At 63.6% G+C, this 21,853-nt stretch carries 18 protein-coding genes and 1 pseudogene; 8 read left to right on the top strand and 11 right to left on the bottom strand.

What is annotated here, in order from left to right:
• Nucleotides 1-92 precede the first annotated feature (92 nt).
• From plsB to PMM47T1_RS04820, 3 genes are all read left to right on the top strand, one after another.
• Nucleotides 93-2,576: a glycerol-3-phosphate 1-O-acyltransferase PlsB gene (gene plsB, locus PMM47T1_RS04830; RefSeq protein ID WP_008366333.1), complete on the top strand. Its 2,484-nt coding sequence runs from the start codon at nt 93-95 to the stop codon at nt 2,574-2,576.
• 63 nt (nt 2,577-2,639) lie between these two features.
• Entirely contained in the window at nt 2,640-3,038 is a 399-nt protein-coding gene (locus PMM47T1_RS04825) for a YbaY family lipoprotein (protein ID WP_008366331.1), read from the top strand.
• 27 nt (nt 3,039-3,065) lie between these two features.
• Nucleotides 3,066-3,755: a DUF4197 domain-containing protein gene (locus PMM47T1_RS04820; RefSeq protein ID WP_008366328.1), complete on the top strand. Its 690-nt coding sequence runs from the start codon at nt 3,066-3,068 to the stop codon at nt 3,753-3,755.
• A gap of 255 nt (nt 3,756-4,010) precedes the next feature.
• Here the strand turns inward: PMM47T1_RS04820 and PMM47T1_RS04815 are convergent, their stop codons facing one another.
• From PMM47T1_RS04815 to PMM47T1_RS04805, 3 genes are all read right to left on the bottom strand, one after another.
• On the bottom strand, nt 4,011-7,079 hold the full coding sequence (locus PMM47T1_RS04815) for an efflux RND transporter permease subunit (protein WP_008366326.1): 3,069 nt from the start codon (nt 7,077-7,079) through the stop codon (nt 4,011-4,013).
• A 4-nt stretch (nt 7,080-7,083) separates the two neighbouring features.
• Nucleotides 7,084-8,184, bottom strand: a complete 1,101-nt coding sequence (locus PMM47T1_RS04810) for an efflux RND transporter periplasmic adaptor subunit (RefSeq protein WP_008366324.1) — start codon at nt 8,182-8,184, stop codon at nt 7,084-7,086.
• A gap of 72 nt (nt 8,185-8,256) precedes the next feature.
• Nucleotides 8,257-10,428 carry a TonB-dependent receptor gene (locus tag PMM47T1_RS04805; protein ID WP_008366322.1) on the bottom strand — a complete coding sequence of 724 codons (2,172 nt, stop codon included), beginning with the start codon at nt 10,426-10,428 and terminating at the stop codon, nt 8,257-8,259.
• A gap of 152 nt (nt 10,429-10,580) precedes the next feature.
• Between PMM47T1_RS04805 and PMM47T1_RS04800 the strand changes: the two genes are divergently transcribed.
• Nucleotides 10,581-11,216 (top strand): TetR/AcrR family transcriptional regulator, encoded by a 636-nt coding sequence (locus PMM47T1_RS04800; protein WP_043300761.1) that lies wholly within the window; start codon nt 10,581-10,583, stop codon nt 11,214-11,216.
• A gap of 10 nt (nt 11,217-11,226) precedes the next feature.
• Here PMM47T1_RS04800 and PMM47T1_RS04795 read toward each other — a convergent pair whose 3' ends face one another.
• Nucleotides 11,227-12,009 carry a class I SAM-dependent methyltransferase gene (locus tag PMM47T1_RS04795; protein WP_008366318.1) on the bottom strand — a complete coding sequence of 261 codons (783 nt, stop codon included), beginning with the start codon at nt 12,007-12,009 and terminating at the stop codon, nt 11,227-11,229.
• A gap of 92 nt (nt 12,010-12,101) precedes the next feature.
• Here PMM47T1_RS04795 and PMM47T1_RS04790 point away from each other — a divergent pair, with 92 nt between their 5' ends.
• The gene (locus PMM47T1_RS04790; RefSeq protein ID WP_043300760.1) at nt 12,102-12,719 is read left to right on the top strand and encodes a hypothetical protein; all 618 of its coding nucleotides are present in this window, start codon (nt 12,102-12,104) and stop codon (nt 12,717-12,719) included.
• 443 nt (nt 12,720-13,162) lie between these two features.
• On the opposite strand, the gene PMM47T1_RS04785 is transcribed toward PMM47T1_RS04790, so the two are convergent.
• The 5 genes from PMM47T1_RS04785 to ppc form a co-directional block, all read right to left on the bottom strand.
• Complete coding sequence (locus PMM47T1_RS04785; protein ID WP_043300726.1) at nt 13,163-14,032, bottom strand: DUF72 domain-containing protein; 870 nt, start codon at nt 14,030-14,032, stop codon at nt 13,163-13,165.
• Nucleotides 14,029-14,322 carry a hypothetical protein gene (locus PMM47T1_RS04780; protein ID WP_008366312.1) on the bottom strand — a complete coding sequence of 98 codons (294 nt, stop codon included), beginning with the start codon at nt 14,320-14,322 and terminating at the stop codon, nt 14,029-14,031. Before PMM47T1_RS04780 ends, PMM47T1_RS04785 begins: the two co-directional genes overlap by 4 nt.
• Before the next feature lie 163 nt (nt 14,323-14,485).
• The gene (tsaB, locus tag PMM47T1_RS04775; RefSeq protein ID WP_008366310.1) at nt 14,486-15,160 is read right to left on the bottom strand and encodes a tRNA (adenosine(37)-N6)-threonylcarbamoyltransferase complex dimerization subunit type 1 TsaB; all 675 of its coding nucleotides are present in this window, start codon (nt 15,158-15,160) and stop codon (nt 14,486-14,488) included.
• A 92-nt stretch (nt 15,161-15,252) separates the two neighbouring features.
• Nucleotides 15,253-15,900 carry an adenylate kinase gene (gene adk, locus PMM47T1_RS04770; protein ID WP_008366308.1) on the bottom strand — a complete coding sequence of 216 codons (648 nt, stop codon included), beginning with the start codon at nt 15,898-15,900 and terminating at the stop codon, nt 15,253-15,255.
• A 293-nt stretch (nt 15,901-16,193) separates the two neighbouring features.
• Nucleotides 16,194-18,842: a phosphoenolpyruvate carboxylase gene (gene ppc / locus PMM47T1_RS04765; RefSeq protein WP_008366306.1), complete on the bottom strand. Its 2,649-nt coding sequence runs from the start codon at nt 18,840-18,842 to the stop codon at nt 16,194-16,196.
• A gap of 208 nt (nt 18,843-19,050) precedes the next feature.
• Between ppc and PMM47T1_RS04760 the strand changes: the two genes are divergently transcribed.
• From PMM47T1_RS04760 to PMM47T1_RS04750, 3 genes are all read left to right on the top strand, one after another.
• The gene (locus tag PMM47T1_RS04760; protein WP_008366305.1) at nt 19,051-19,395 is read left to right on the top strand and encodes a hypothetical protein; all 345 of its coding nucleotides are present in this window, start codon (nt 19,051-19,053) and stop codon (nt 19,393-19,395) included.
• Nucleotides 19,396-19,744: 349 nt separating this feature from the next.
• Complete coding sequence (locus PMM47T1_RS04755) at nt 19,745-20,146, top strand: DUF4398 domain-containing protein (RefSeq protein ID WP_008366303.1); 402 nt, start codon at nt 19,745-19,747, stop codon at nt 20,144-20,146.
• Nucleotides 20,147-20,193: 47 nt separating this feature from the next.
• Nucleotides 20,194-20,985: an OmpA family protein gene (locus PMM47T1_RS04750; protein ID WP_008366302.1), complete on the top strand. Its 792-nt coding sequence runs from the start codon at nt 20,194-20,196 to the stop codon at nt 20,983-20,985.
• 47 nt (nt 20,986-21,032) lie between these two features.
• On the opposite strand, the gene PMM47T1_RS04745 is transcribed toward PMM47T1_RS04750, so the two are convergent.
• Nucleotides 21,033-21,485 (bottom strand): hypothetical protein, encoded by a 453-nt coding sequence (locus PMM47T1_RS04745; RefSeq protein ID WP_081492617.1) that lies wholly within the window; start codon nt 21,483-21,485, stop codon nt 21,033-21,035.
• A gap of 137 nt (nt 21,486-21,622) precedes the next feature.
• Nucleotides 21,623-21,773: pseudogene (locus PMM47T1_RS30265) on the bottom strand (J domain-containing protein); the annotation flags it as partial.
• Nucleotides 21,774-21,853: the final 80 nt, after the last annotated feature.

The raw sequence follows: 21,853 nt of genomic DNA, 5'->3' as shown, positions 1-21,853 counted from the left end.
CGCCCGACACAATTAATATGACGGCGGCGCTTTTTGCAGGACGATCGAGCCTGTAGAGTGCCGATCATTCGTTTCAAGCAAGCACAGGCCTTATGACCCGTTTCCCGTTCCGCCGTTTTGCCTTTGGCGCCCTGCGTCGGCTGCTGTATTTGTGGGTTCGCTCCGAAACCATCAACCAGTCGTCGTTCACCCTGAACCTGGACCGCAGCCGGCCCGTGTTCTATGTGTTGCAGTCGCCATCGGCCAGTGAACTGGCGGTACTGGACGCCGAGTGCACCAAGGCCGGCTTGCCCCGCCCGGTACTGCCCGTTGCCGTTGGCCAGTTGCTGGAACCGGCCGCCTTTTTCTACCTCACCCCCGAACCGGACTGGCTGGGTCGCCAGGACAAGCGTGGAGTTCCACCCACGTTGGAGCGCCTGGTAGCGGCCATCAGCCAGAACGCCGAAGAAGATGCACAAATCATTCCCGTTAGCGTGTTCTGGGGCCAATCACCTGCCAGCGAGTCCAGCCCCTGGAAGCTGCTGTTCGCCGACAGCTGGGCGGTCACGGGCCGTCTGCGGCGGCTTGTAAGCATTCTGATCCTGGGCCGCAAGACCCGCGTGCAGTTCTCCGCGCCCATTCATTTGCGCGAGCTAGTGGCACAGAACAAGGGCCACGAACGTACCCTGCGCATGACCCAGCGCCTCCTTCGGGTGCATTTTCGTAACCTCAAGGCGGCCGTCATAGGTCCGGATATTTCCCACCGGCGTAACCTGGTCAAGGGCCTGATCCACGACAGCCAGGTGCGCCAGGCCATCAGTGAGGAGGCCCAGCGCCAGAATATCCCGCTGGCAAAAGCCGAAGCCCAGGCCTTGCGCTACGGCAACGAAATTGCCTCGGACTACACCTACACCGCCATCCGCTTCCTGGAGGTGGTGTTGAGCTGGTTCTGGAACAAGATCTACGATGGCATCAAGGTCCACCACCTTGAAGGCGTGCAGGAAGTGGCCCCCGGCCACGAAGTCATCTACGTGCCGTGCCACCGCAGCCACATCGACTACCTGCTGCTGTCGTACCTGCTGTTTCGCAACGGCCTTACCCCGCCGCACATCGCCGCCGGCATCAACCTCAACATGCCGGTGATCGGCAGCCTGCTGCGCCGTGGCGGCGCGTTTTTCATGCGCCGCACCTTCAAGGGCAACCCGCTGTACACCGCGGTGTTCAACGAGTACCTGCACACACTGTTTACCAAGGGCTTCCCCGTCGAATACTTCGTCGAGGGCGGGCGCTCGCGCACCGGTCGCATGCTGCAGCCCAAGACCGGCATGCTGGCTATCACCCTGCGCAGCTTCCTGCGCTCCTCGCGCATGCCCATCGTCTTCGTACCGGTGTACATCGGCTACGAGCGTGTGCTGGAAGGCCGCACCTACCTTGGCGAACTACGTGGCGCCAGCAAGAAGAAGGAATCGATATTCGATATCTTCAAGGTCATTGGCGCGCTTAAGCAGCGATTCGGCCAGGTGGCGGTGAACTTCGGTGAACCCATCAAGCTGGCCGAATTCCTCGACAGCGAGCAACCGGGCTGGCGTGAGCAAGACCTGGGGCCGCAGTTCAAGCCCCAGTGGCTGCACGAAACCACCCACCGCCTGGGCGCCCGGGTAGCTCGCCACCTCAACGAGGCCGCTGCAGTAAACCCGGTGAACCTGGTGGCGCTGGCACTGTTGTCCACCACGCGCCTGGCGCTGGACGACGGCGCCATGGCGCGGGTACTGGACCTTTACCTGGCGCTGTTGCGCAGCGTGCCCTACTCGCCGCACACCACCCTGCCCGAAGGCGACGGCCGCGCGCTGATCGAGCACGTGAAAGCCATGGACCTGCTGTCCGAGCAGAGCGACGCGCTGGGCAAGATCCTGTACCTGGACGAGCAGAACGCCGTCCTCATGACCTACTACCGCAACAACGTGTTGCATATTTTTGCCCTGCCCGCCCTGCTGGCCAGTTTCTTCCAAAGCAGCTCGCGCATGAGCCGCGAACAACTGCTGCGCTACACCCGGGCCCTGTACCCCTACCTGCAATCCGAACTGTTCATTCGCTGGTCGCTGGATGAACTGGACGCGGTGGTGGATCAGTGGCTGGCGGCCTTCGTCGACCAGGGCCTGCTGCGCTTCGAACACCAGGTGTACCTGCGCCCGGCGCCCAGCTCGCGCAAGTTCGTGCTGCTGACGTTGCTGTCGCGCAGCATTGCCCAGACCCTGCAACGCTTCTACATGGCCATCGCCCTGCTGATCAATGGCGGCCAGCATGCCTTGAGCGCCGAGGAGTTGGAGGACTTGTGCACGATCATGGCCCAGCGCCTGTCGATTTTGCATGGCCTCAATGCCCCGGAATTCTTCGACAAGAGCCTGTTTCGCCACTTCATTCAGACCCTGCTGGACCAAGGTGTGCTGACCCGTGACAGCGCCGGGAAACTGGGCTACCACGCCCTGCTGGGCGAGCTGGCGGAAGGCGCGGCCAAGCGCGTGCTGCCGGCCGAGATTCGCCTGTCGATTCGCCAGGTTGCCTTGCACCGTAGTGACGAAGCGTTTCAGGGCAGCTGAATCAGGCGGCGATTATCCGTATCCTGTGCACTCTTTCGCTGCACTCGATACGGAGATCCGCCCATGAAGAAACTCACCCTCGTGCTGCTCAGTGCCCTGCTGGGCGCCTGCACCAGCGTTGATAGCGAGCCCAAGGCCAGCCTGGACGGTGAAGTGTTCTACCTGCAACGCATGGCGCTGCCCCCCACTGCCACCCTCAGCGTGAGCCTGCAGGACGTGTCGCTGGCCGATGCCCCCGCGCAGACGCTGGCCAGCCAGAACGGGCCCATCAAGGGCCAGGTGCCGCTGCCTTTCCACCTGCAGTACGACCCACGACAAATCCAGCCCGGGCATCGCTATGCCGTCAGCGCCCGCGTTGAGGCTGACGGCCAACTATTGTTCATCAGTACCGAACAGCACACCGTGCACCTGGACGGCCAAGACCCACAGCCGTTGCGTATTCGCCTGAACCCCGCTCGCTAACCCGACCATTACCCCAAGGATGTTGCCATGCTTCGTCGCTCCGCCCCCTTTGCCGGCCTGATGGCTGGCCTGCTGCTGTGTTCCCACGCATTCGCCCTGGACCTGTCCAGCCTGTCACAGGGTGACGCCAGCGGCGGCCTGAAAGACGCCCTGACCCAAGGCGCCCAGGTTGCCGTGAAGCAACTGGGTACCCCTGGTGGCTTCAACAACAACCCGGATGTGCGCATCGAACTGCCGGGTAAGCTGGGCAAGGCTGCCAAGACCATGAAGAAACTGGGCATGGGCAGCCAGGTCGACGCCCTGGAAACCAGTATGAACCAGGCGGCCGAAGCCGCCGTGCCACAAGCCCAGGCGCTGCTGGTGGACGCCGTGAAGAAAATGACCGTTACCGACGCCAAGGGCATTCTCACCGGCGGCAACGACTCGGCCACCCAGTACCTGAGCAAGACCAGCCGCGAACAGATCCGCGCCAAGTTCCTGCCCATCGTCAAGCAAGCCACAGACAAGGTTGGCCTGGCGCAGAAATACAACAGCTTCGCCGGCCAGGCCGCCAGCCTCGGGGTTATCGACTCCAAGGACTCCAACCTGGAAGGCTACGTAACCGAACAAGCCCTGAACGGCCTGTTCAAGGAAATTGCCGCACAGGAAGCCAGCATCCGCAAGAACCCGGCACAGGCGGCCACCAGCCTGGCGAAGAAAGTGTTCAGCGCACTGTGACTGAATGCCGTGGCCGCTGCCCAAGGCAGCAGCCACGGCTTTTCCAGGTCAACGCCAGGTCCGCTGGATTGGCTTTATCGGCCAAGCCGTTGAGCGCGCGCTGCATGCCTCAGCAAGACGCTGATGGCAATGTAACGGAACGCGCAATAGTCGCTTTCTCGGGCGCGAGAACAATGGGCGGCTTAATCATCGCTGTCTCAATTTAATCTGAATGTGAGACAGGGATAGCCAAGGTCGCGCCACTCTCTCGATTATTCAAATTTCCGAGACATCCCGAACCCTGAACCACGCCGCATACAACGCCGGCAAAAACAGTAACGTCAGGGCCGTGGCCACGATCAGGCCACCCATGATGGCCACGGCCATCGGCCCGAAGAAGCCGCTGCGTGACAGGGGGATCATGGCCAGCACTGCGGCCAGCGCGGTGAGCACGATGGGGCGCAAGCGCCTTACCGTGGCCTCGATGATCGCGTGCCAGGGCGCTGCGCCACTGCGAATATCCTGTTCTATCTGGTCCACCAGAATCACCGAGTTGCGCATGATCATGCCCGACAGGGCGATGGTGCCCAGCATGGCCACGAAGCCGAACGGCTGACGGAATACCAGCAGGAACAGGGTTACGCCGATCAGCCCCAACGGCGCGGTGAGAAACACCATGAACATGCGTGAAAAGCTGCGCAGCTGCACCATCAACAGCGTCAGCACCACCACGATGAACAAGGGCACCCCGGCTTTGACCGAGTTCTGCCCGCGCTCCGAATCCTCTACGGTGCCGCCCACTTCCAGCAGGTAGCCATCGGGCAGTTGCGCGCGAATGCCTGCCAGGGTTGGCTGGATTTGCGCCACCAGGGTGGCCGGTTGCTGCTGGTCATAGATGTCAGCGCGCACGGTGACGGTTGGCAGGCGGTTACGGTGCCAGATGATGCCCTCTTCGAAGCCGTACTCCAGGGTGGCGATCTGCGACAAGGCCACGCTCTGGCCGTTGTCGGTGGGCACGGCCAGGCTGGGCAGGCGCGACAGTTCGCTGCGCTCGGCGGAGGTGCCGCGCAACAGGATCTCGATCAGCTCGTTGTCTTCGCGGAACTGGCTGACGCTGGTACCGGTGAGCGAGCTTTGCAGCAACTGGGACAACTGAGCAGTACTGACACCCAGCGCCCGGGCGCGGTCTTGATCGATGTTGAGGTACACCACCTTGCTCGGCTCCTCCCAATCCAAGTGCACGTTCACCACGTGGGGGTTCTCGCGCACCTTGGCCGCCACCTGGCGGGCCAGGGCGCGCACCTCGTCAATGTGTTCGCCGGTTACCCGGAACTGCACCGGGTAGCCCACGGGCGGGCCGTTCTCCAACCGCGTGACACGTCCGCGCAGCATGGGGAATTGCTCATCCAGCGTGTCGATCAGCCACAGCCGCAGGGTTTCACGCTGCTCCACGTCCTGCGCCAGCACCACAAACTGGGCAAAGCTGGCGGCGGGCAGTTGCTGGTCCAATGGCAAGTAGAACCGCGGCGATCCGGTGCCCACGTAGGCCACGTAGTTTTCGATACCCGGATGGTTCTTGAGCATTGCCTCCAGGCGCTGCACCTGTTCGGCGGTGTTGGTGAGCGAGGCGCCTTCGGCCAGTTTCAGGTCAACCATCAATTCATGGCGTTCGGAGGCCGGGAAGAACTGCTGCGGCACGAAGCGGAACAGCACCAGCGAGCCCACGAACAACGCCAGGGTGGCGACAATCACGGTCTTGCGGCGCCGCAAGCACCAGCCCACCGTGGCCCGCACGCGCTGGTAGAACGGTGTGCCGTAAGGGTCTGGCCCTTCGGCGCCGTGCTTGTCACGGTGGCGCTGAGCAAGGTCGGGTAGCAGGCGTTCCCCCAGCCAGGGTACGAACATCACGGCGGCCACCCAGGAGGCCAGCAAGGCCAGGGTCACCACCTGGAAAATCGAGCGGGTGTACTCGCCCGTGCTCGATTGCGCGGTGGCGATAGGCAGGAAGCCGGCAGCGGTGATCAGGGTACCGGTAAGCATCGGAAAGGCCGTACTGGTCCAGGCGAAGCTGGCGGCCTTGATGCGGTCCAGGCCCTGCTCCATCTTGATGGCCATCATTTCCACGGCAATGATTGCGTCGTCCACCAGCAGGCCCAGGGCCAACACCAGTGCGCCCAGGGATATCTTGTGCAGGCCGATGCCCAGGTAGTACATGGCGGCGAAGGTCATGGCCAGCACCAGCGGAATGGTCAATGCCACCACCAGGCCCGTGCGCAACCCCAGGGAAAAGAAGCTCACCAGCAGCACAATGATCAGCGCTTCGGCGAGCACCCGCACAAACTCGCCGACGCCGGCTTTCACCGCCGCAGGCTGGTCGGACACCTTGCGCAGTTCCATGCCGGCCGGCAGGCTCTGCTGGATCTGGGCGAACTCGGTTTCCAGGGCCTTGCCCAGTTGCAAAATGTCACCGCCCGGCTGCATGGCCACCGCCAGACCTATGGCGTCCTGGCCCATGAAGCGCATGCGTGGCGCCGGCGGATCGCTGAAGCCGCGATGCACCTGGGCGATATCGCCGATGCGCACGGTGCGGTCGCCCACCCGCAAGGGAAACTGGCGAATCTGCTCCACCGTTTTGAAGCGCCCGCTTACGCGTAACTGCAAGCGCTCGCCCGGGGTTTCAAAAAAGCCTGCGGTGCTGACCGTGTTCTGTGCCTGCAAGGCCTGTTGCACAGCACTCAGCGGCAACGCAAGGGTAGCGAGTTTGACGTTGGACAACTCGATCCAGATCTTCTCGTCCTGCAGCCCAATCAGCTCAACCTTGCCTACATCGGCCACGCGTTGCAGGCGAATCTGGATGCGCTCGGCATAGTCCTTCAGCACCGCGTAATCGAAGCCGTCGCCGCTCAGGGCGTAGAGGTTACCGAAGGTAGTGCCGAATTCGTCATTGAAGAACGGGCCCTGCACGTCCGGCGGCAAGGTCTGGCGAATGTCGCTGATTTTCTTGCGCACCTGGTACCAGAGCTCGGGAATCTCGGAGGATGGCATGGAGTCGCGGGCCATGAACGTGACCTGGGATTCACCGGGCCGTGAGAACGAGACGATGCGCTCGTACTCACCGGTTTCCATGAGTTTCTTCTCGATGCGCTCGGTCACCTGGCGCCCCACTTCCTCGGCGCTGGCGCCGGGCCACAAGGTGCGGATGACCATGGCCTTGAAGGTGAACGGCGGGTCTTCGCTTTGCCCCAACTTGGTGTACGACAGCGTGCCCACCAATGCCAGCAGCAGCATCAGGAACAGTACAATCTGGCGGTTGTTGAGCGCCCACTCGGACAGGTTGAAACGCATGGGGCTACTCCTTGTCCGCCGGTTTCACCACGCGGTTGCCGCGATCCACCGGGCGCACCTGCTCGCCCTCGTGCAACACATGCACGCCGGCCGCCACCACCCAGTCGCCGGTTTGCAACCCTTCGAGCACCGGCACGCTATCCTCGCCGTAAGGACCAACCCTGACCACGGCCCGTTGCAGCACATTGCCCGGCCCTACGCGCCATACATAGGCCTGGCCGTTATCCGCGCTCAGCGCTGCCAGGGGCACCGACAACGGCACCGGCCCGTCAGCCTCGACGTTCACCCGCGCACTTTGCCCCAACTCGGCGGCGACCTTGTCGGAGTCGAAGGCCACACGCGCAGCGAAGGTTCGCGACCGAGGGTCGGCGGCAGGAGACAGTTCACGAAGGCGCCCGGGTATCTGGGTTTGCGGCTGCCCCCACAGTTCCACGGTCACCGGCTGGCCCAGGTGAAAACGGGTGAAGCCCTGCTCCGGCAGGCTGATCAGCACTTCGCGCTCGCCATCGGCGGCCAGGGTGAGCACGGTCTGGCCGGCGGCCACCACCTGGCCCACTTCCAGTTGCCGGCGAGCGATGACACCCGCCTGGGGCGCACGCAATACCGCATAGCCGGCCTGGTTGCCCGCCACCTGGTTCTCGGCCTTCAACTGGGTCAGCCGTGCCAGGCCCGCGCGGTAGGCATTTTCGGTGTTGTCGAACAGCGAACGGCTGACCATGCCGCGGTCCACCAGTTTCTGATAGCGCTCACGCTCGGCACGCACCATGTTCAGGTTGGCTTCGGCCGCCGCCACCTGGGCCCGGCTGGCCTCCAGTTGCAGGCGGGTGTCCTGGGGGTCGAGTTCGGCCAGTGGCTGGTCGGCCTTGACCCGGTCGCCCTCATCCACCAGCCGCTTGATCACTTTGCCGCCCACGCGAAAGGCCAGGTCCGGCTCGAACCGCGCGCGCACCTCGCCGGGGTAGCTTTCCACCACTGCACCCGCCGGTTGCGGCTGCACCACCATGGCCGGGCGTACCCGCGGCGGGGGGGCTTGCTCCTGGCCACAGGCAGCAAGCAACAGCACCAGACTCATGGACACGACAGCGGGCAAGACGTGGCGCAACATGGTGGGCGACCTTCAGTGAGGGGCGTTTATATTATTTGTACTCCATAGTACAGTAAATCACCCCACGGCGGGTCAGAAACGATAAACCGCTGACAACACCGCCGACCTGGCGTCGCCATATTCTATGGACGAAGAGCGTTTGCCGTTGCCGGTCACTTGCCGTATCCGCTCGACGTAGTGGGTGTCCAGCAGGTTATCCAGGTTCAACTGCAGGTCCAGTTGCTCACTCACCTGGTAGCCCAGCATGGCCTGGTGCACCCAGTAGCCATCGGCCTTGTGGGTTTCGTCATTGCGCAGGTTTCGCTCGCTGGCATGGCGCAGGCCGTAACCCACACGCCAATCACCTGGCATTTGGTAGGTGGTCCACAGGCTGAATGAGCGCGGCGGCGTATTGGCCAGTGCCTGACCTTCGGCCGCACGGTTGGTGGCAGACTTCAGCGTCTGGCTCTGCATATACGTGTAGTTGGCGAATACCTGCCATTGGGAAGTCAGGCGACCGCTGGCGCCCAGCTCCAGGCCTTGCACCCGTTGCGTGCCAGCCAGCAGCGATTCGCCGGTGGCCAGCTTTTCCCTGACGTTGTCTTTTTGCACCCGGAAGAGCGCGGCGTCCAGTTGCAGGTCCCCCGCCAGGAACGCCCACTTGGTGCCAAGCTCCCAGCTGCGGCTGGTTTCTGGCGCCGCCTTGGCAGTGCCCCGGGTTACGCCATAGCCGCCGCTGACCAGGCTTTCGGCCGACGGGTTGAACGAGTTGCCGTACGCCAGGTAGACCCGACCGTTTTCCGCCGGTTTGTACACCAGCCCGGCACGATGGCTGAGCACTGCATCGCGGGTGTTGTACTCGGTGCTGGTGCCGCCGGGCTTGCGCTCCAGGCTGCTGCCGTCGATCCAGTCATGGCTCAGGCCCAGGGTGAGGTCCCAGCGCGGCGCCAGGCTCAAGGTGTCGAAGGCATACAGGGCGGTGTTCTGCAGGCGGTTGCGCATGGACGCTTCGGGGCTGCGCTTGATCGGGCCATGCCAGTAACCCGGTGGGTTGGCCAGGTCGTAGGCGTGATCCGCCGCAAGCGTGCGAATGTTGTAGTTGCCGGCGTCGCGCCGGTAGCGCTCGTAGGACACTTCCACCCCGGTGACCAGCGCATGGCCGATGCCGAAGGTGTCGAAATGGCTGGTCAGGCTGGTGTTGCCGAGCCATTGATCGGTAACGATGTCCCGGGCAAAGCCCTGGGGCCCGGCGGGCCGGTATTTGCCCGCTGGCAGGCCGTCGCGGTCGACATGGGAAGCCGAGACCACGGCGTGGCGTTCGACCCTGGCATAGCGCAGGGTGGTGTTCAGGGACAATGCGTCGCTGAAGTCGTGGTCGAACGCAACGCTGAAGCGGTCGGTATCGATGCGGTCCTTGTCCAGGTTACGCCAGCCGAAATAGCTGCTGCGCTTCACGCCGTCGATGACCTTGCCCTGGTGGGTGGGCAGCCCGTAGTCGGGAAGGCCATTGTCCTGCTGGTGGAAATAGCTGAGGGTCAGCCGCGTGTCCTCGCCCAGGCCCAGCAACAGCGAAGGCGCCAGCCCCCAGCGCTCGCGGTCGATGTGCGGGCGGCCAGGCACGTCGTTTTCGTGGGCCATCAGGTTCAGGCGCACGGCACTGCCGGTGCCGACCTCGGTCAACGGCTGGTTGGTGTCCAGCGTGAGCCGCCGGTAGTGGTCGGTACCCAGCCCCAGCCCCAGTTCGGTGAAGGCGTCGGCCTGGGGCGCCTTGCTGATCAGGTTGATGGTGCCGCCCGTGGTGCCGGCCCCGCCGAACACCGAATTGGGCCCCTTGAGTACTTCAACTGCCTGCAGGTTGAAGCTGTCGCTGCGCGAGGTCTGGGCGCTGTCGCGCAGGCCGTCGAGCTGGACATTGCTGCTGGCGTTGAAGCCACGGATGTTGATCAGGTCCCCGGAGCCGCCGTTGCCCTCGCCCGCATCAAAGGTGATACCCGACACATTGGACAGGATGCGCCGCACGCTCAGGGCATTCTGCTCGCGAATGATCTGCTCGCCCACCACCGTTACCGTCTGTGGCACATCCAGCAATGGTTCGGTGAGCTTGTGGGAGGCCGAGCGCTCGGCCTTGTAGCGCCGTTCGCGCTCGCCCTCCACCCGCAGGTGCTCCAGCTGCACCGGCGCGCCCTCGCCCAGGGCTGCCCACGAGCAGGACATCAATGCCAGGCCGCCCAAGGGCCTCGCCAGAAACAAACGTTGGTGTGCCATGAAATACTGCCTCCCCAAAAATTGAAGGGGAAGGATAAGGGCGTAAAACCCGGAAAAACCGAGTCAGAGAAAATCAGGAAGTGTCCTACTCCACGTCTGTAAGACGCAGCGCCTATATACTGTTCATCACCCTCGACAGGTCAGCCATGCCCATGCCCGCATCCCACACCCCCTCCAACGGCCCCGGCCGCCCCAAGGACCTTGCCAAGCGCGACGCCATCCTGACGGCCGCCAAGCAGCTGTTTCTCGGCCAGGGCTACGCGGGCACCAGCATGGACGCGGTGGCCGCGCTGGCGGGCGTGTCGAAACTGACCGTGTACGGCCATTTCACCGACAAGGAAACCCTGTTCACCGCTGCGGTGGTGGCCACCTGCGAGGCGCAACTGCCAGCGCCATTGTTCGCCTTTCCCGCGGGCGCCCCCGTGGAGGAAGTGCTGACCCGTATCGGCCGGGGCTTCCAGGCGCTGATCAGCAGCGAGGAGTCGGTCAACCTGCACCGCCTGATCATGACCCTGGGCGCCCAGGACCCGCACTTGAGTGCGATGTTCTTCGAAGCGGGGCCGCTGCCGATATTGCGCGAGATGGAAGCCCTGCTGGACCACATCGACCGCAGCGGTGCGCTGCGCATCGACAACCCGGGCTACGCCGCCGAACACTTCTTCTGCATGCTCAAGGGTGCGCCCAACTTCCGCCTGCTGCTGGGCTGTGCGCCCGCGCTGGATGACATTGAAGCCTGCGGGCATGTGGACGAAGTGGTGCGGGTGTTCATGCGCGCCTACCGGCCCTGAACGCCGCCGGTCAGCCCTTGAGGGCTTTCTTGGGGTAAATATCGTAACGGCTCGACTTGCCCTCAAGGCTATGGCTTGGCTTGGGCCCTTCGATGCACGGCGCCTTGCGCGGGCGCTTCACCACCACGCGGTGTGACGCCAGGGCCAGGGCGGCCTGCAGCAACGCCGGGGCGTCCATGTCGTCGCCCACCAACGGCCGGAACAGGCGCATTTCCTTCTTCACCAAGGCACTTTTCTCACGGTGGGGGAACATCGGGTCCAAGTAGATGACCTGGGGTGGCTCGCCTTCCCAGCGTCGAATCAGGTCAATGGAATTGCCTTTCAGCAAGTGCATGCGCGCAACAATGGCGCCTACTTCGGCGTCGCCCTGGGCGCGCGCCAGGCCGTCCTCCAGCAGTGCGCCGATGATGGGCTGGCGCTCAATCAGGCTCATGTCGCAACCCAGGCTGGCCAGCACGAACGCGTCCTTGCCCAGGCCCGCCGTGGCGTCCAGCACCCGTGGGCGCACGCCTGGCTGAATGCCCACGGCCTTGGCGATCATCTGCCCGCTGCCACCGCCGAACAGCCGTCGGTGCGCCACGGCGCCTTCGACGAAATCCACCCGCACCGGGCCGGGCGCATCCGGCCCTAGCTGCTGCAACTGCAGCCCGGCGTCGGTGGCCTGCAAGGCAAACTCGGCATCGTCGATGGCCAAGGGCAGGCCAAGGCGCTGCGCCCATGCCTGCGCCTGGGGTTCAAGGGCGCTGTTCTGCGCCTCGACGCGGATGCGAACTGCCGCTTGCTGGTCTGCCATGAAATCCACTACTCAAAAAATTTAAAGATCGGCCATTTCGGCCGATAAGGAATATGTCCGGTATTTTGCCAGAGCCAGCGACCTTTAGTGCCATGAGCAGCCTTCAGACCACATCGATCGGCTACATTTCGCCCCACGGCGACTTCAGCCGCCAGAACACCCAGGCATTGGGTGGCATCAGCCACCTGTGGTCGGACTTCTTCGCACAGGCGATGGCTGACCAGGTGAGTGATCAGGCCGATAGCTCGCTGGCCCTGCCCGACGCCTCGCAAGACCCGGCTGCCGAACCCACTGGCGGCGGCGATGTACTGGCACAGATTCTCTCCCAGCGCCTGTGCGACGTACAGGACACCGAAGTCAAACCGCCTGAGCCGCTGTTCCTGCCCAAGGCCGAACTTGAGGCCGACCTGCTGCAAAAGGCCGCCCCACCCTACCCTGCCGAAGAAATCGTCGACCAGCAGAAACAGCTGGAGTTCGACAATGGCTGGGTACGCCCCGTCGTGATGAATGCCAACCAGCCGCAGCCTGAGCCTGGCCCCGCACCTGCGCCCAAGTCGTTGTTCCTGCCGATTGCCGAGTTCGAGTGGGATTTGGCGGACAAGCATGTGCCGTATGACGCTGATACGTTGGCGGAGCAGGATAAGGCGTTTGCTTTTGATACGAAGTGGGCGCGGCCTTTGGTGGTTAATAATTTGCGGTTGGCGGCTTAAGGGTTTCCCTGGAATTGGGGGTGACTGCCAGGTGCTTGTCGATGGTTTTCTGGTGCCCTTGAGATCGAGCGCGACACACCCCTCAAGACAAGCCCATCCCAGCCCCTACCCCATCTACCGCCGACAGCTTTTGAAACAACCCCAAGGTTGTCCCCACCCCGCCAGGGGGATAGGTTACCCAGGTCACTGCATATCAGTGACCGGATGTGAGAGTCTGAAATCAAGGAGCCCCAACAACCTCAAACACCTTTGCAAGGCGCCTAGTCGCGTGCAAAGCGAAGCTACAAAACCCTGTAGCAGCAACGGTCGTTGTGGGAGCGGGCTCTGCCCGCGAAAAGGACGCCACGTTCCGCCAGGTATTACGCGGTGTTCTTTTCGCGGGTAGAACGCGCTCCCACAGGGGATGGTGTAGCTGCCGAAGGCTGCGTCCTGGGGTGCCCGATTCAGAGCAGGCCCAACTGCTCGGCAACCGGCTCGCGGGGGTGCTCGGGCAACGCAGGCAACCCCGGCAACCGCTGCATCAACTGCCCATGAAAGCGCCGGGCCAGGATCGGTGCCCGGTGGTTGTCCGAGGTGTGCAAGAAGATGTAAGGCGTGCGCCCCTCCTCGATCCACCCGGCAATCTTTTCCACCCAGGGCACCAGGAAGGTGTCATTGGCCTCAACATCCGGATGGCCAATGAAGCGCACCTGCGGGTGCTGACTGAACGCGGTGGGCCGTGGTGGCACCCTGGGTTTCTTGGCCTGGGCGTGCAGCACGGCAGGCGACTGCTCGGTGCAACTGAACAGGGCGCGCGGGTCCAGGCAGATGCGCTCCACTTCGCGGGCCATCAACAGGCGGTTGAGCATGCGCTCTTCGTTACCCTTGGCAAAGAAAGCCTGGTGACGAACCTCTACCGCCACCGGCTGTTGCAGTGCGTCGATGAACGCCACCAACTCGGCCAGGCGATGGGGCCCGAAGGTGGCCGGCAATTGCAGCCAGAACGGCGCCACCCGCGCGCCCAGGGGCTTGAGCAGCTGCACGAAGGCCTCGGCAGCCGGCAGCAAGGCGCGCAGGTCGGCGCCGTGGCTTATTTCACGAGGGAATTTGGCCGTGAAGCGGAAATGTTCGGGCATGCTCTGCACCCACCGCGCCACGGTGGCGGGGCTGGGCTGGGCGTAAAAGGTGGTGTTGCCTTCCACAGCGTTGAACACCTGGCCGTAGAGCGGCAGAAAATCGGCCTGGCGAGCGTCAGCCGGGTACAGGTGATCGCGCCAGGCCAGCTCGCTCCAGGAAGGACAACCGAGGTAGTACGGCAGCAGCGACACTGTCAGATATGAACGTCCAGGCCCAACACTTCACCGTCCCATTCAACGAACGTGGAGGTGGTCAGGTAGCTGCTGAGGGCGGTGGCAACGCGACGGCTCATGGACCGGTGGAAGATCATGTCCTGAGGGCGTGCGGGCAGGTTGGCAACACTACCACCGCGCGGCGCGCTGCGTTGCGCGGAAGGCTGGACTTCGAAGTCGCCTTCCAGATCGTCGGCGTCGTCTACCTGCGCCTGCGCCTTGCGGGGCTTGCGTTTGATTGGGTAGGAACTCGACGAAAAGCCGTCTACACGCATAACTGCTTACTCTTGACCGATGATGGCAATTTAGCGGCACCTATGCAGGTAAGCAAATGCCCGAGTGATAACTAGACCACAGTTCCCGGAAAAGGTTTACCCCACAGGCCACTTAACCGATGAACTGCTCAAAAAACGAGCAGTTAGCGGCGCCATTCATCGCTCAACGGGCTTTTGGCGTGGCCACTTTATCGCGCAGGTACACTGGCTGGGCCAGGTCGGCGGCCACCGCTTCGCCACGGGCCCAGGCGCCCTGAGCCAGGGTCAGCAGGTCCAGGGCATGAGGCAGCAAGGTGGCGTCGCAGGCAATCGGTTTCACCGCCAGCCGCTCGCCATAGCCCCAGCCGGTGCCGGCGCCGTACCAGTCGCCCGTGGCGCCTGCGGGCAGGCTGACGGCCTCGGGGGCCAGTACGGCTTCGGCCCCCACCCGCTTCATTTCATTGCCGTCGGCCTGGTAGCACCCCCAGTACACCTCGTCCATGCGCGCATCGATGGCGGCGGCCACCTGGCGCGCGCCCTGTTCGCGCAGCGCGCGCTGGGCCAGCAGGGCCAGGTTGGACACCGCAAGCACCGGGCGATCAAGGCCGAAGGCCAGGCCCTGGACCACACCAATGGCGATGCGTACGCCGGTGAAGGCGCCCGGGCCACGGCCGAAGGCAATGGCGTCGACCGCCGACAAGGCAATGCCCGCCTCGCCCAGCAGGGTCTGGATCATGGGCAGCAGCTTTTGCGCGTGCAGCCGCGGGATCACTTCGTAGTGGCTCAGCACCTTGCCGTCATGCAGCAGGGCAACGGAGCAAGCTTCGGTAGCGGTATCCAGGGCCAGCAAGGTGGTCATTGCGCGAATCCATCAGAAAAAAGTGCAGTATTATAAACGTCAACGGCCCGCAAGCGGGCCGTCAATTGATCGAGCATTCGATCAGAACACGATCAGCTCAGTGCAGCCAGTACCTTGGCGGTAATGGAGTCAACCGACCCCACGCCTTCGATATGGCTGTAGACCGGCTTGCCCTGGGCAGCCGACAGCTTCTGGTAGAAGGCTACCAGTGGCTCGGTCTGGGCGTGGTACACCGACAGGCGATGACGCACGGTTTCTTCAGTGTCGTCCTTGCGCTGAACCAGTTCCTCACCGGTTTCGTCGTCCTTGCCAGCCACTTTCGGCGGGTTGTAGACAACGTGGTAAACGCGGCCCGAACCTTCGTGAACACGACGGCCGGCGATACGCTGGACGATTTCTTCGTCCTTGACCGCGATTTCCACCACGTGATCCAGCTCGACGCCGGCAGTCACCAAGGCTTCAGCCTGGGGAATGGTGCGCGGGAAGCCGTCGAAGAGGAAGCCGTTGGCGCAGTCAGCCTGGGCAATGCGTTCCTTGACCAGGGCAATGATCAGGTCGTCGGAGACCAGGCCGCCGGCGTCCATCACGCTCTTGGCCTTGATGCCCAATTCGGTACCGGCCTTGACGGCGGCACGCAGCATGTCGCCGGTGGAGATTTGCGGAATACCGAACTTTTCAGTGATGAACTTTGCCTGAGTACCTTTGCCGGCCCCGGGAGCTCCCAGCAGAATCACGCGCATCGATGTGCTCCTCAACTTTTTATATGGAAATCGTCAGACCCGCCCCAGCGCAGCTAACTGCCTGAAGCCAATCCCAAAATCGGTTGGTGGCCACAAAAATGGCCAAAAGGCTGACCAAGATACACAGCGGCTCAAAGCCACACAAGCCGTCCAAAGCAGGAACAACCTGCGTCCCATGCGCACGCCCCGTGCCGGTGCCACTGAGCGCAACCCTGGCTGGGTTGCGCCACGCAGCCGCTTCCCGGCACGGTCCCCTCTCAGATAGTGGACGCGCCGGGCGTGCTTCGCCAGCCTCAACCGGTGTTGCGCAGACCGGCGGCAATACCCGCCACGGTGACCAGCAGCGCCTGTTCCAGAGGGCTGTCCTGCGCCGCCTCGCGGCCACGGGAGCGGGCCAGCAGCTCGGCCTGCAGCAAGTGCAGCGGGTCGAGATAGGTGTTACGCAAGCTGATGAATTTCAAGGTTTCCGGGCTGTGCGCCAACAGCTGGGATTGGCCGGTGAGGCCCTTGACCACAGCGCACGCCTGCGACAATAGGTCGCGCAGCTGCGCACCCAATGGTTTCAGCGAATCCTGCACCAGGCGTTCGTCGTAAAAACGGGCAATGTCAGCATCAGCCTTGGCCAGCACCATTTCCAGCATGTCGATGCGCGTGCGGAAGAACGGCCATTGCTCGCGCATGCTGGCCAAGAGGTTGCCTTCGCCGCGCTCCAGCGCCTTGCTCAAGGCGGCTTCCCAGCCCAGCCAGGCCGGCAGCATCAGCCGCGTCTGCGTCCAGCCGAAAATCCATGGGATGGCTCGCAGGCTTTCGATACCGCCTTGGCGACGCTTGGCAGGCCGGCTGCCCAGTGGCAGGCGCCCCAGTTCCTGTTCGGGCGTGGACTGGCGGAAATACTCGACAAATTGCGGGTTCTCGCGCACTACGTCGCGGTAGGCCTTGACCCCGTCGGCAGCCAGCTTGTCCATCAGTGCGCGCCAGGCCGGTTCCGGTGGGGGCGGCGGCAGCAAGGTGGCTTCCAGCACTGCGGCCAGGTACAGGTTGAGGTTCTGTTCGGCAATGTCCGGCAGGCCGAACTTGAAGCGGATCATCTCGCCTTGTTCGGTGGTGCGGAAACGCCCGGCTACCGAGCCCGGCGGCTGCGACAGGATGGCCGCATGGGCCGGGCCGCCGCCACGGCCTACGGTGCCACCACGGCCATGGAACAACAGCAGTTCGACGCTCTGCGCATGGCAAATGCGCACCAGGTTCTCCTGGGCACGGTACTGGGCCCAGGCGGCCGCCGTGGTGCCGGCGTCCTTGGCCGAGTCGGAGTAGCCAATCATCACTTCCTGTGGCCCGTGCAGGCGGCTGCGGTAGCCCGGCAGGTGCAGCAGGCGTTCGATCACCGGGCCGGCGTTGTCCAGGTCGGCCAGGGTTTCGAACAGCGGCACCACGCGCATGGGGCGCAACACCCCGGCTTCCTTGAACAGCAATTGCACCGCCAGCACGTCGGACGCGGCGCCCGCCATGGAAATCACGTACGACCCCAGCGAGGCTGCCGGCGCCGCGGCAATTTCCCGGCAGGTGGCGAGCACCTCGGCCGTTTCCGCCGCTGGCTTGAAATGCGCTGGCAGCAGGGGCCTGCGGTTGTTGAGTTCCTGCATCAGGAAGGTGATGCGCGCTTCCTCGTCCCAGTCAGCGTAGCGCCCCAGGCCCAGGTAGTCGGTGATCTCGGTAAGGGCCGCGGTGTGGCGTGACGAGTCCTGGCGCACGTCCAGGCGCACCAGGAACAGGCCGAAGGTGACGGCGCGACGCAGGCAGTCGAGCAGCGGGCCGTCGGCGATAACACCCATGCCGCATTCATGCAAGGACTGGAAGCACAGTTGCAAGGGTTCGAGCAGGTCGCGGTTGTTGCTCAAGACCTCGGCGCCAGCCGGTTGCGGCTGGGTCAGCGAAGCGTGGGCCCAATTGCGCGTGGCCCGCAGGCGTTCGCGCAGTTGCTTGAGCAGCGTGCGATAGGGCTCGGCGGTGTCGCCAACGGCTTCGCGCAGCGCCACGCTCGCCTGCTGCATGGACAACTCGGCGGCCAGGTGGTCGACATCACGCAGGAACAGGTCGGCAGCCATCCAGCGCGCCAGCAGCAGCACTTCGCGGGTCACCGGCGCCGTCACATTGGGGTTGCCGTCGCGGTCGCCACCCATCCACGAGGCGAAGCGGATGGGCGCCGCTTCCAGGGGTAGATGCAGGCCGGTGGCAGCGTGCAGCGCCTCGTCCACCCGGCGCAGGTGGTGGGGAATGGCATGCCACAGCGAGTGTTCGATGACCGCAAAGCCCCACTTGGCCTCATCCACGGGAGTGGGCCGGGTACGGCGGATTTCCTCGGTGTGCCAGGCCTCGGCGATCAGGCGTTGCAGGCGCTGGCGGATCTGTTCGCGCTCGGCTGGCGTGAGGTCGCGGTGGTCCTGGGCGGCCAGTTGCGCGGCAATGGCGTCGTATTTCTGGATCAGGGTACGGCGGGCCACCTCGGTGGGGTGGGCGGTCAGTACCAGTTCGATGTCCAGCCGGCCCACTTGCCGGGCCAGGGACTCGGCGCTGTGCCCGGCCTGCTTGAGGCGTTCGAGCAACTGCGCCAGCACGGTGTTTTCGAAGGGTGGAGGCTGGTCTTCGTCGCGCCGGCGGATCAATTGATATTGCTCGGCGATGTTGGCGAGGTTGAGAAACTGGTTGAAGGCCCGCGCCACCGGCAGCAGGTCCTGCTCGGCGAGGTCGTTGAGGCGGGTGCTCAGTTGTTCGGTGGCGGTCTTGCCATTGTCGGGGCCGCTGCGCCGGTCAGCCTTGGCGTCGGCCCGGATGCGCTCGATGGTGTCCAGAAACCCTTCGCCATACTGCTCGCGAATGGTGTTGCCCAGCAACTCGCCCAACAGGTGAACGTCTTCGCGCAGGCGCGCATCGATCTCGGTCATTGGCACAGTCTCCTTGATTGTTATTCGGCGTGCCGTCCCTTGCAGGTGTGTGGCCCTTGCAACTGAACAAGCACAGGAAAAACCGCTCTATCTCCAAGAGTGCCCAGCGCGCTCGATTCTTACAAGGGTATTGGCTACCTGTGTTCAAACGGCCAATCGGGGCTACGCTCAGAAAGAGGCCCGGCACTGACTGATCAATGAGGTCGACATGAAAATCCGCGAGCTTGCGCAACACTGGGAACAGAACGCCAAGGGCCGCTTGAGCCCTACCGGCTACAACATCCACCTGGACATGGAGTCGGCGGCCCGGCTGGCGGCTATCACCGAAATGTACCCCAAGCACCACCCCGAGGAACTGCTGGGCGAGTTGATTGGCGCGGCGCTGGAAGAATTGGAAACCAGTTTCCCCTACATCAAGGGCCAGAAAGTCATCGCCACCGACGAGGAAGGCGACCCGTTGTACGAAGATGTAGGCCCTACCCCGCGTTTCCTGGCGCTTTCGCGTCGCTACCTGCATGACATGTCGGCCAAGGCCGACGAACCCAAGCACTGACCCCCTCGCCCGCCCCCACATTGACCGCATCCGGCTTTTTGTGGGGGCGGGCTCTACCCGCGAAAAGCACGCCCACGCGGTGTCAGAAGCACCGCGCGGCCTGTTTCGCGGGTAGAACCCGCTCCCACAAAGGCAGCAACCGTGTGCGGTGTGGGGACCTGTCACTCCTGTCAGGAATTTGATGATCTTCACTAAATTCGAGTGAACCAATCAAAAAACGCTCCGGTCCGAACCAATAAGCCATCACAGAAGACCCTTCGAAATGTGGCTCAGGCGTCCCGCTATCCGGGCCCGCATGGAAGATCTGTCATGGGTGAGTTTTCAGGAGTCAGACAATGGAGTTGCAACCATGAATACCAGCACAGCCAACACCACCACCCCACTGCGCGGGCTGAAACTGGCGGCCGTGGCAATCGGCACCAGCCTCATCCTCGCCGGTTGCGCCGGCAAGCCCCCCACCGAGCAGTACGCGGTGACCCAATCGGCGGTCAACAGCGCGGTCAGCGCCGGCGGTACCGAATACGCCGCCGTCGAAATGAAGGCCGCCCAGGATAAGTTCAAGCAGGCCGAAATGGCCATGCACGACAAGCACTATGACCAGGCCCGCATGCTCGCCGAACAGGCCGAGTGGGATGCCCGTGTCGCCGAGCGCAAGGCGCAGGCGGCCAAGGCCGAAAAAGCCGTGCAGGACGCCCGTGCAGGCGTTCAGGACGTGCGCGAAGAAGGCATGCGCAATACGCAGCAGCAGTGAGCCCTGCTCAGCTATCGCCACCCGTATTCGATTAAAGGATGAACACCATGCGTAAACACTTGATGATCCCTGCCCTGCTGGCCGCCAGCGTTGCCCTGGCTGCCTGCGCCACCAAACCCAACCCCAACCTTGACCAGGCGCGCACCAACTTCCAGGCGCTGCAAGCCAACCCACAGGCCAGCCAGGTGGCGGCGCTGGAAACCAAGGACGCGTCCGACTACATGGACAAGGCCGACAAGGCCTACCTGAACCATGACGACAGCCGCGACGTGGACCAGTTGGCCTACCTGACCAACCAGCGCGTGGAAGTGGCCAAGCAGACCATTGCCCTGCGCACCGCAGAGGCTAACCTGAAAAATGCGTCTGCCCAGCGTACCCAGGCACGCCTGGATGCCCGTGACGCGCAGATCAAGCAACTGCAGGACAGCCTCAACGCCAAGCAGACCGACCGCGGCACCGTGGTGACGTTTGGCGATGTGCTGTTTGACGTGAACAAGGCCGGCCTCAAGTCCAGCGGCCTGATGAACGTGAACAAGCTGGCGCAATTCCTTCAGGAAAACCCGGACCGCAAGGTGATTGTCGAGGGTTACACCGACAGCACCGGTTCTGCGTCCTACAACCAGACCTTGTCTGACCGCCGTGCAGGTTCGGTGAGCACAGCGCTGGCGAAGATGGGCGTGGACCCCAGCCGTATCGTGTCCCAGGGGTATGGCAAGGAATACCCGGTGGCCGATAACACCAGCGTGTCCGGCCGGGCGATGAACCGTCGTGTGGAAGTGACCATTTCCAATGACAACCAGCCGGTGGCACCGCGTTCGGCCGTCAGCTCCACCAACTGATCGAAGCATCGAGGGTCGCCCGCTCACGCGGGCAATCCTCTGTCAGCTCAACGTTGCAGTTGGCGCGCTACCAGCACAATCAGGCCCACCCACTTCGCCGCTTGACGGAGCTCGTCCAGCGTCTGCTGACTCACAGCAGGCATTGGCGCACCGCTGGCCCACCAACCGGCACACACTACCCCGGCAAACAGCAGCACTCTACTTATGCTTGAGCGAAGCCTTTCGGATTCGGGCGGCACGTGCACGCTCTCATCCCAGCGCAGACGATTGCTACGGGCGATTAATCGCGGCCATAGCGCAGGTTCCGACACCCAGGTTTCCCGCCAGCCAAATCGCTGACAGCAGTAGTCCCACATGCCCACCGTCCAGCGCGTCTGCTCGTTGAACAGGTTCATCAGGCGGGACTGAAAGTTGCGGCGCTGATCGATGCCCATCAGCCACGGCTGCGCCAGCAAACCTTCCAGGCAATCAATGAAACCGAGAGAATCACCGTCTGCCATGAACTCGCTCAGCTCATCAAGGCAACGCTCGTCAAACACACCGGCTTCGGGGCAGGCTCGAACGTTGTAGCCGGGCTGGGGGGCGGCGCGGGCTCAGCCAAAGGCGGCGCCGGGGGCGCGGCATGCTGCGTCCCCCGCAGCGCTGCCTCATAGGCATCGCGCAGGCGCTGAAAGCCCTCGGGGTCTGTGTCGGGGGCGATGAATCTTGAGCAGCCGCGCATACTGGCGCTTGATGCTGCGCTCATCCGCGCTGGCCTCAAGCCCCAGCACTGTCCAGCAGTCGCTCATCGCCAGCTCCCGTGGTCGATCACGGCCAAACGCTGCTCCAACGCCTCGCGCACCTGGCTGATATGGCGCACATCCTGGGT

Source organism: Pseudomonas sp. M47T1, assembly GCF_000263855.1.
GTDB lineage: Bacteria > Pseudomonadota > Gammaproteobacteria > Pseudomonadales > Pseudomonadaceae > Aquipseudomonas.
Note: the sequence above shows the minus strand (reverse complement) of the source record. Positions and strands in the feature narration are given on the sequence as shown.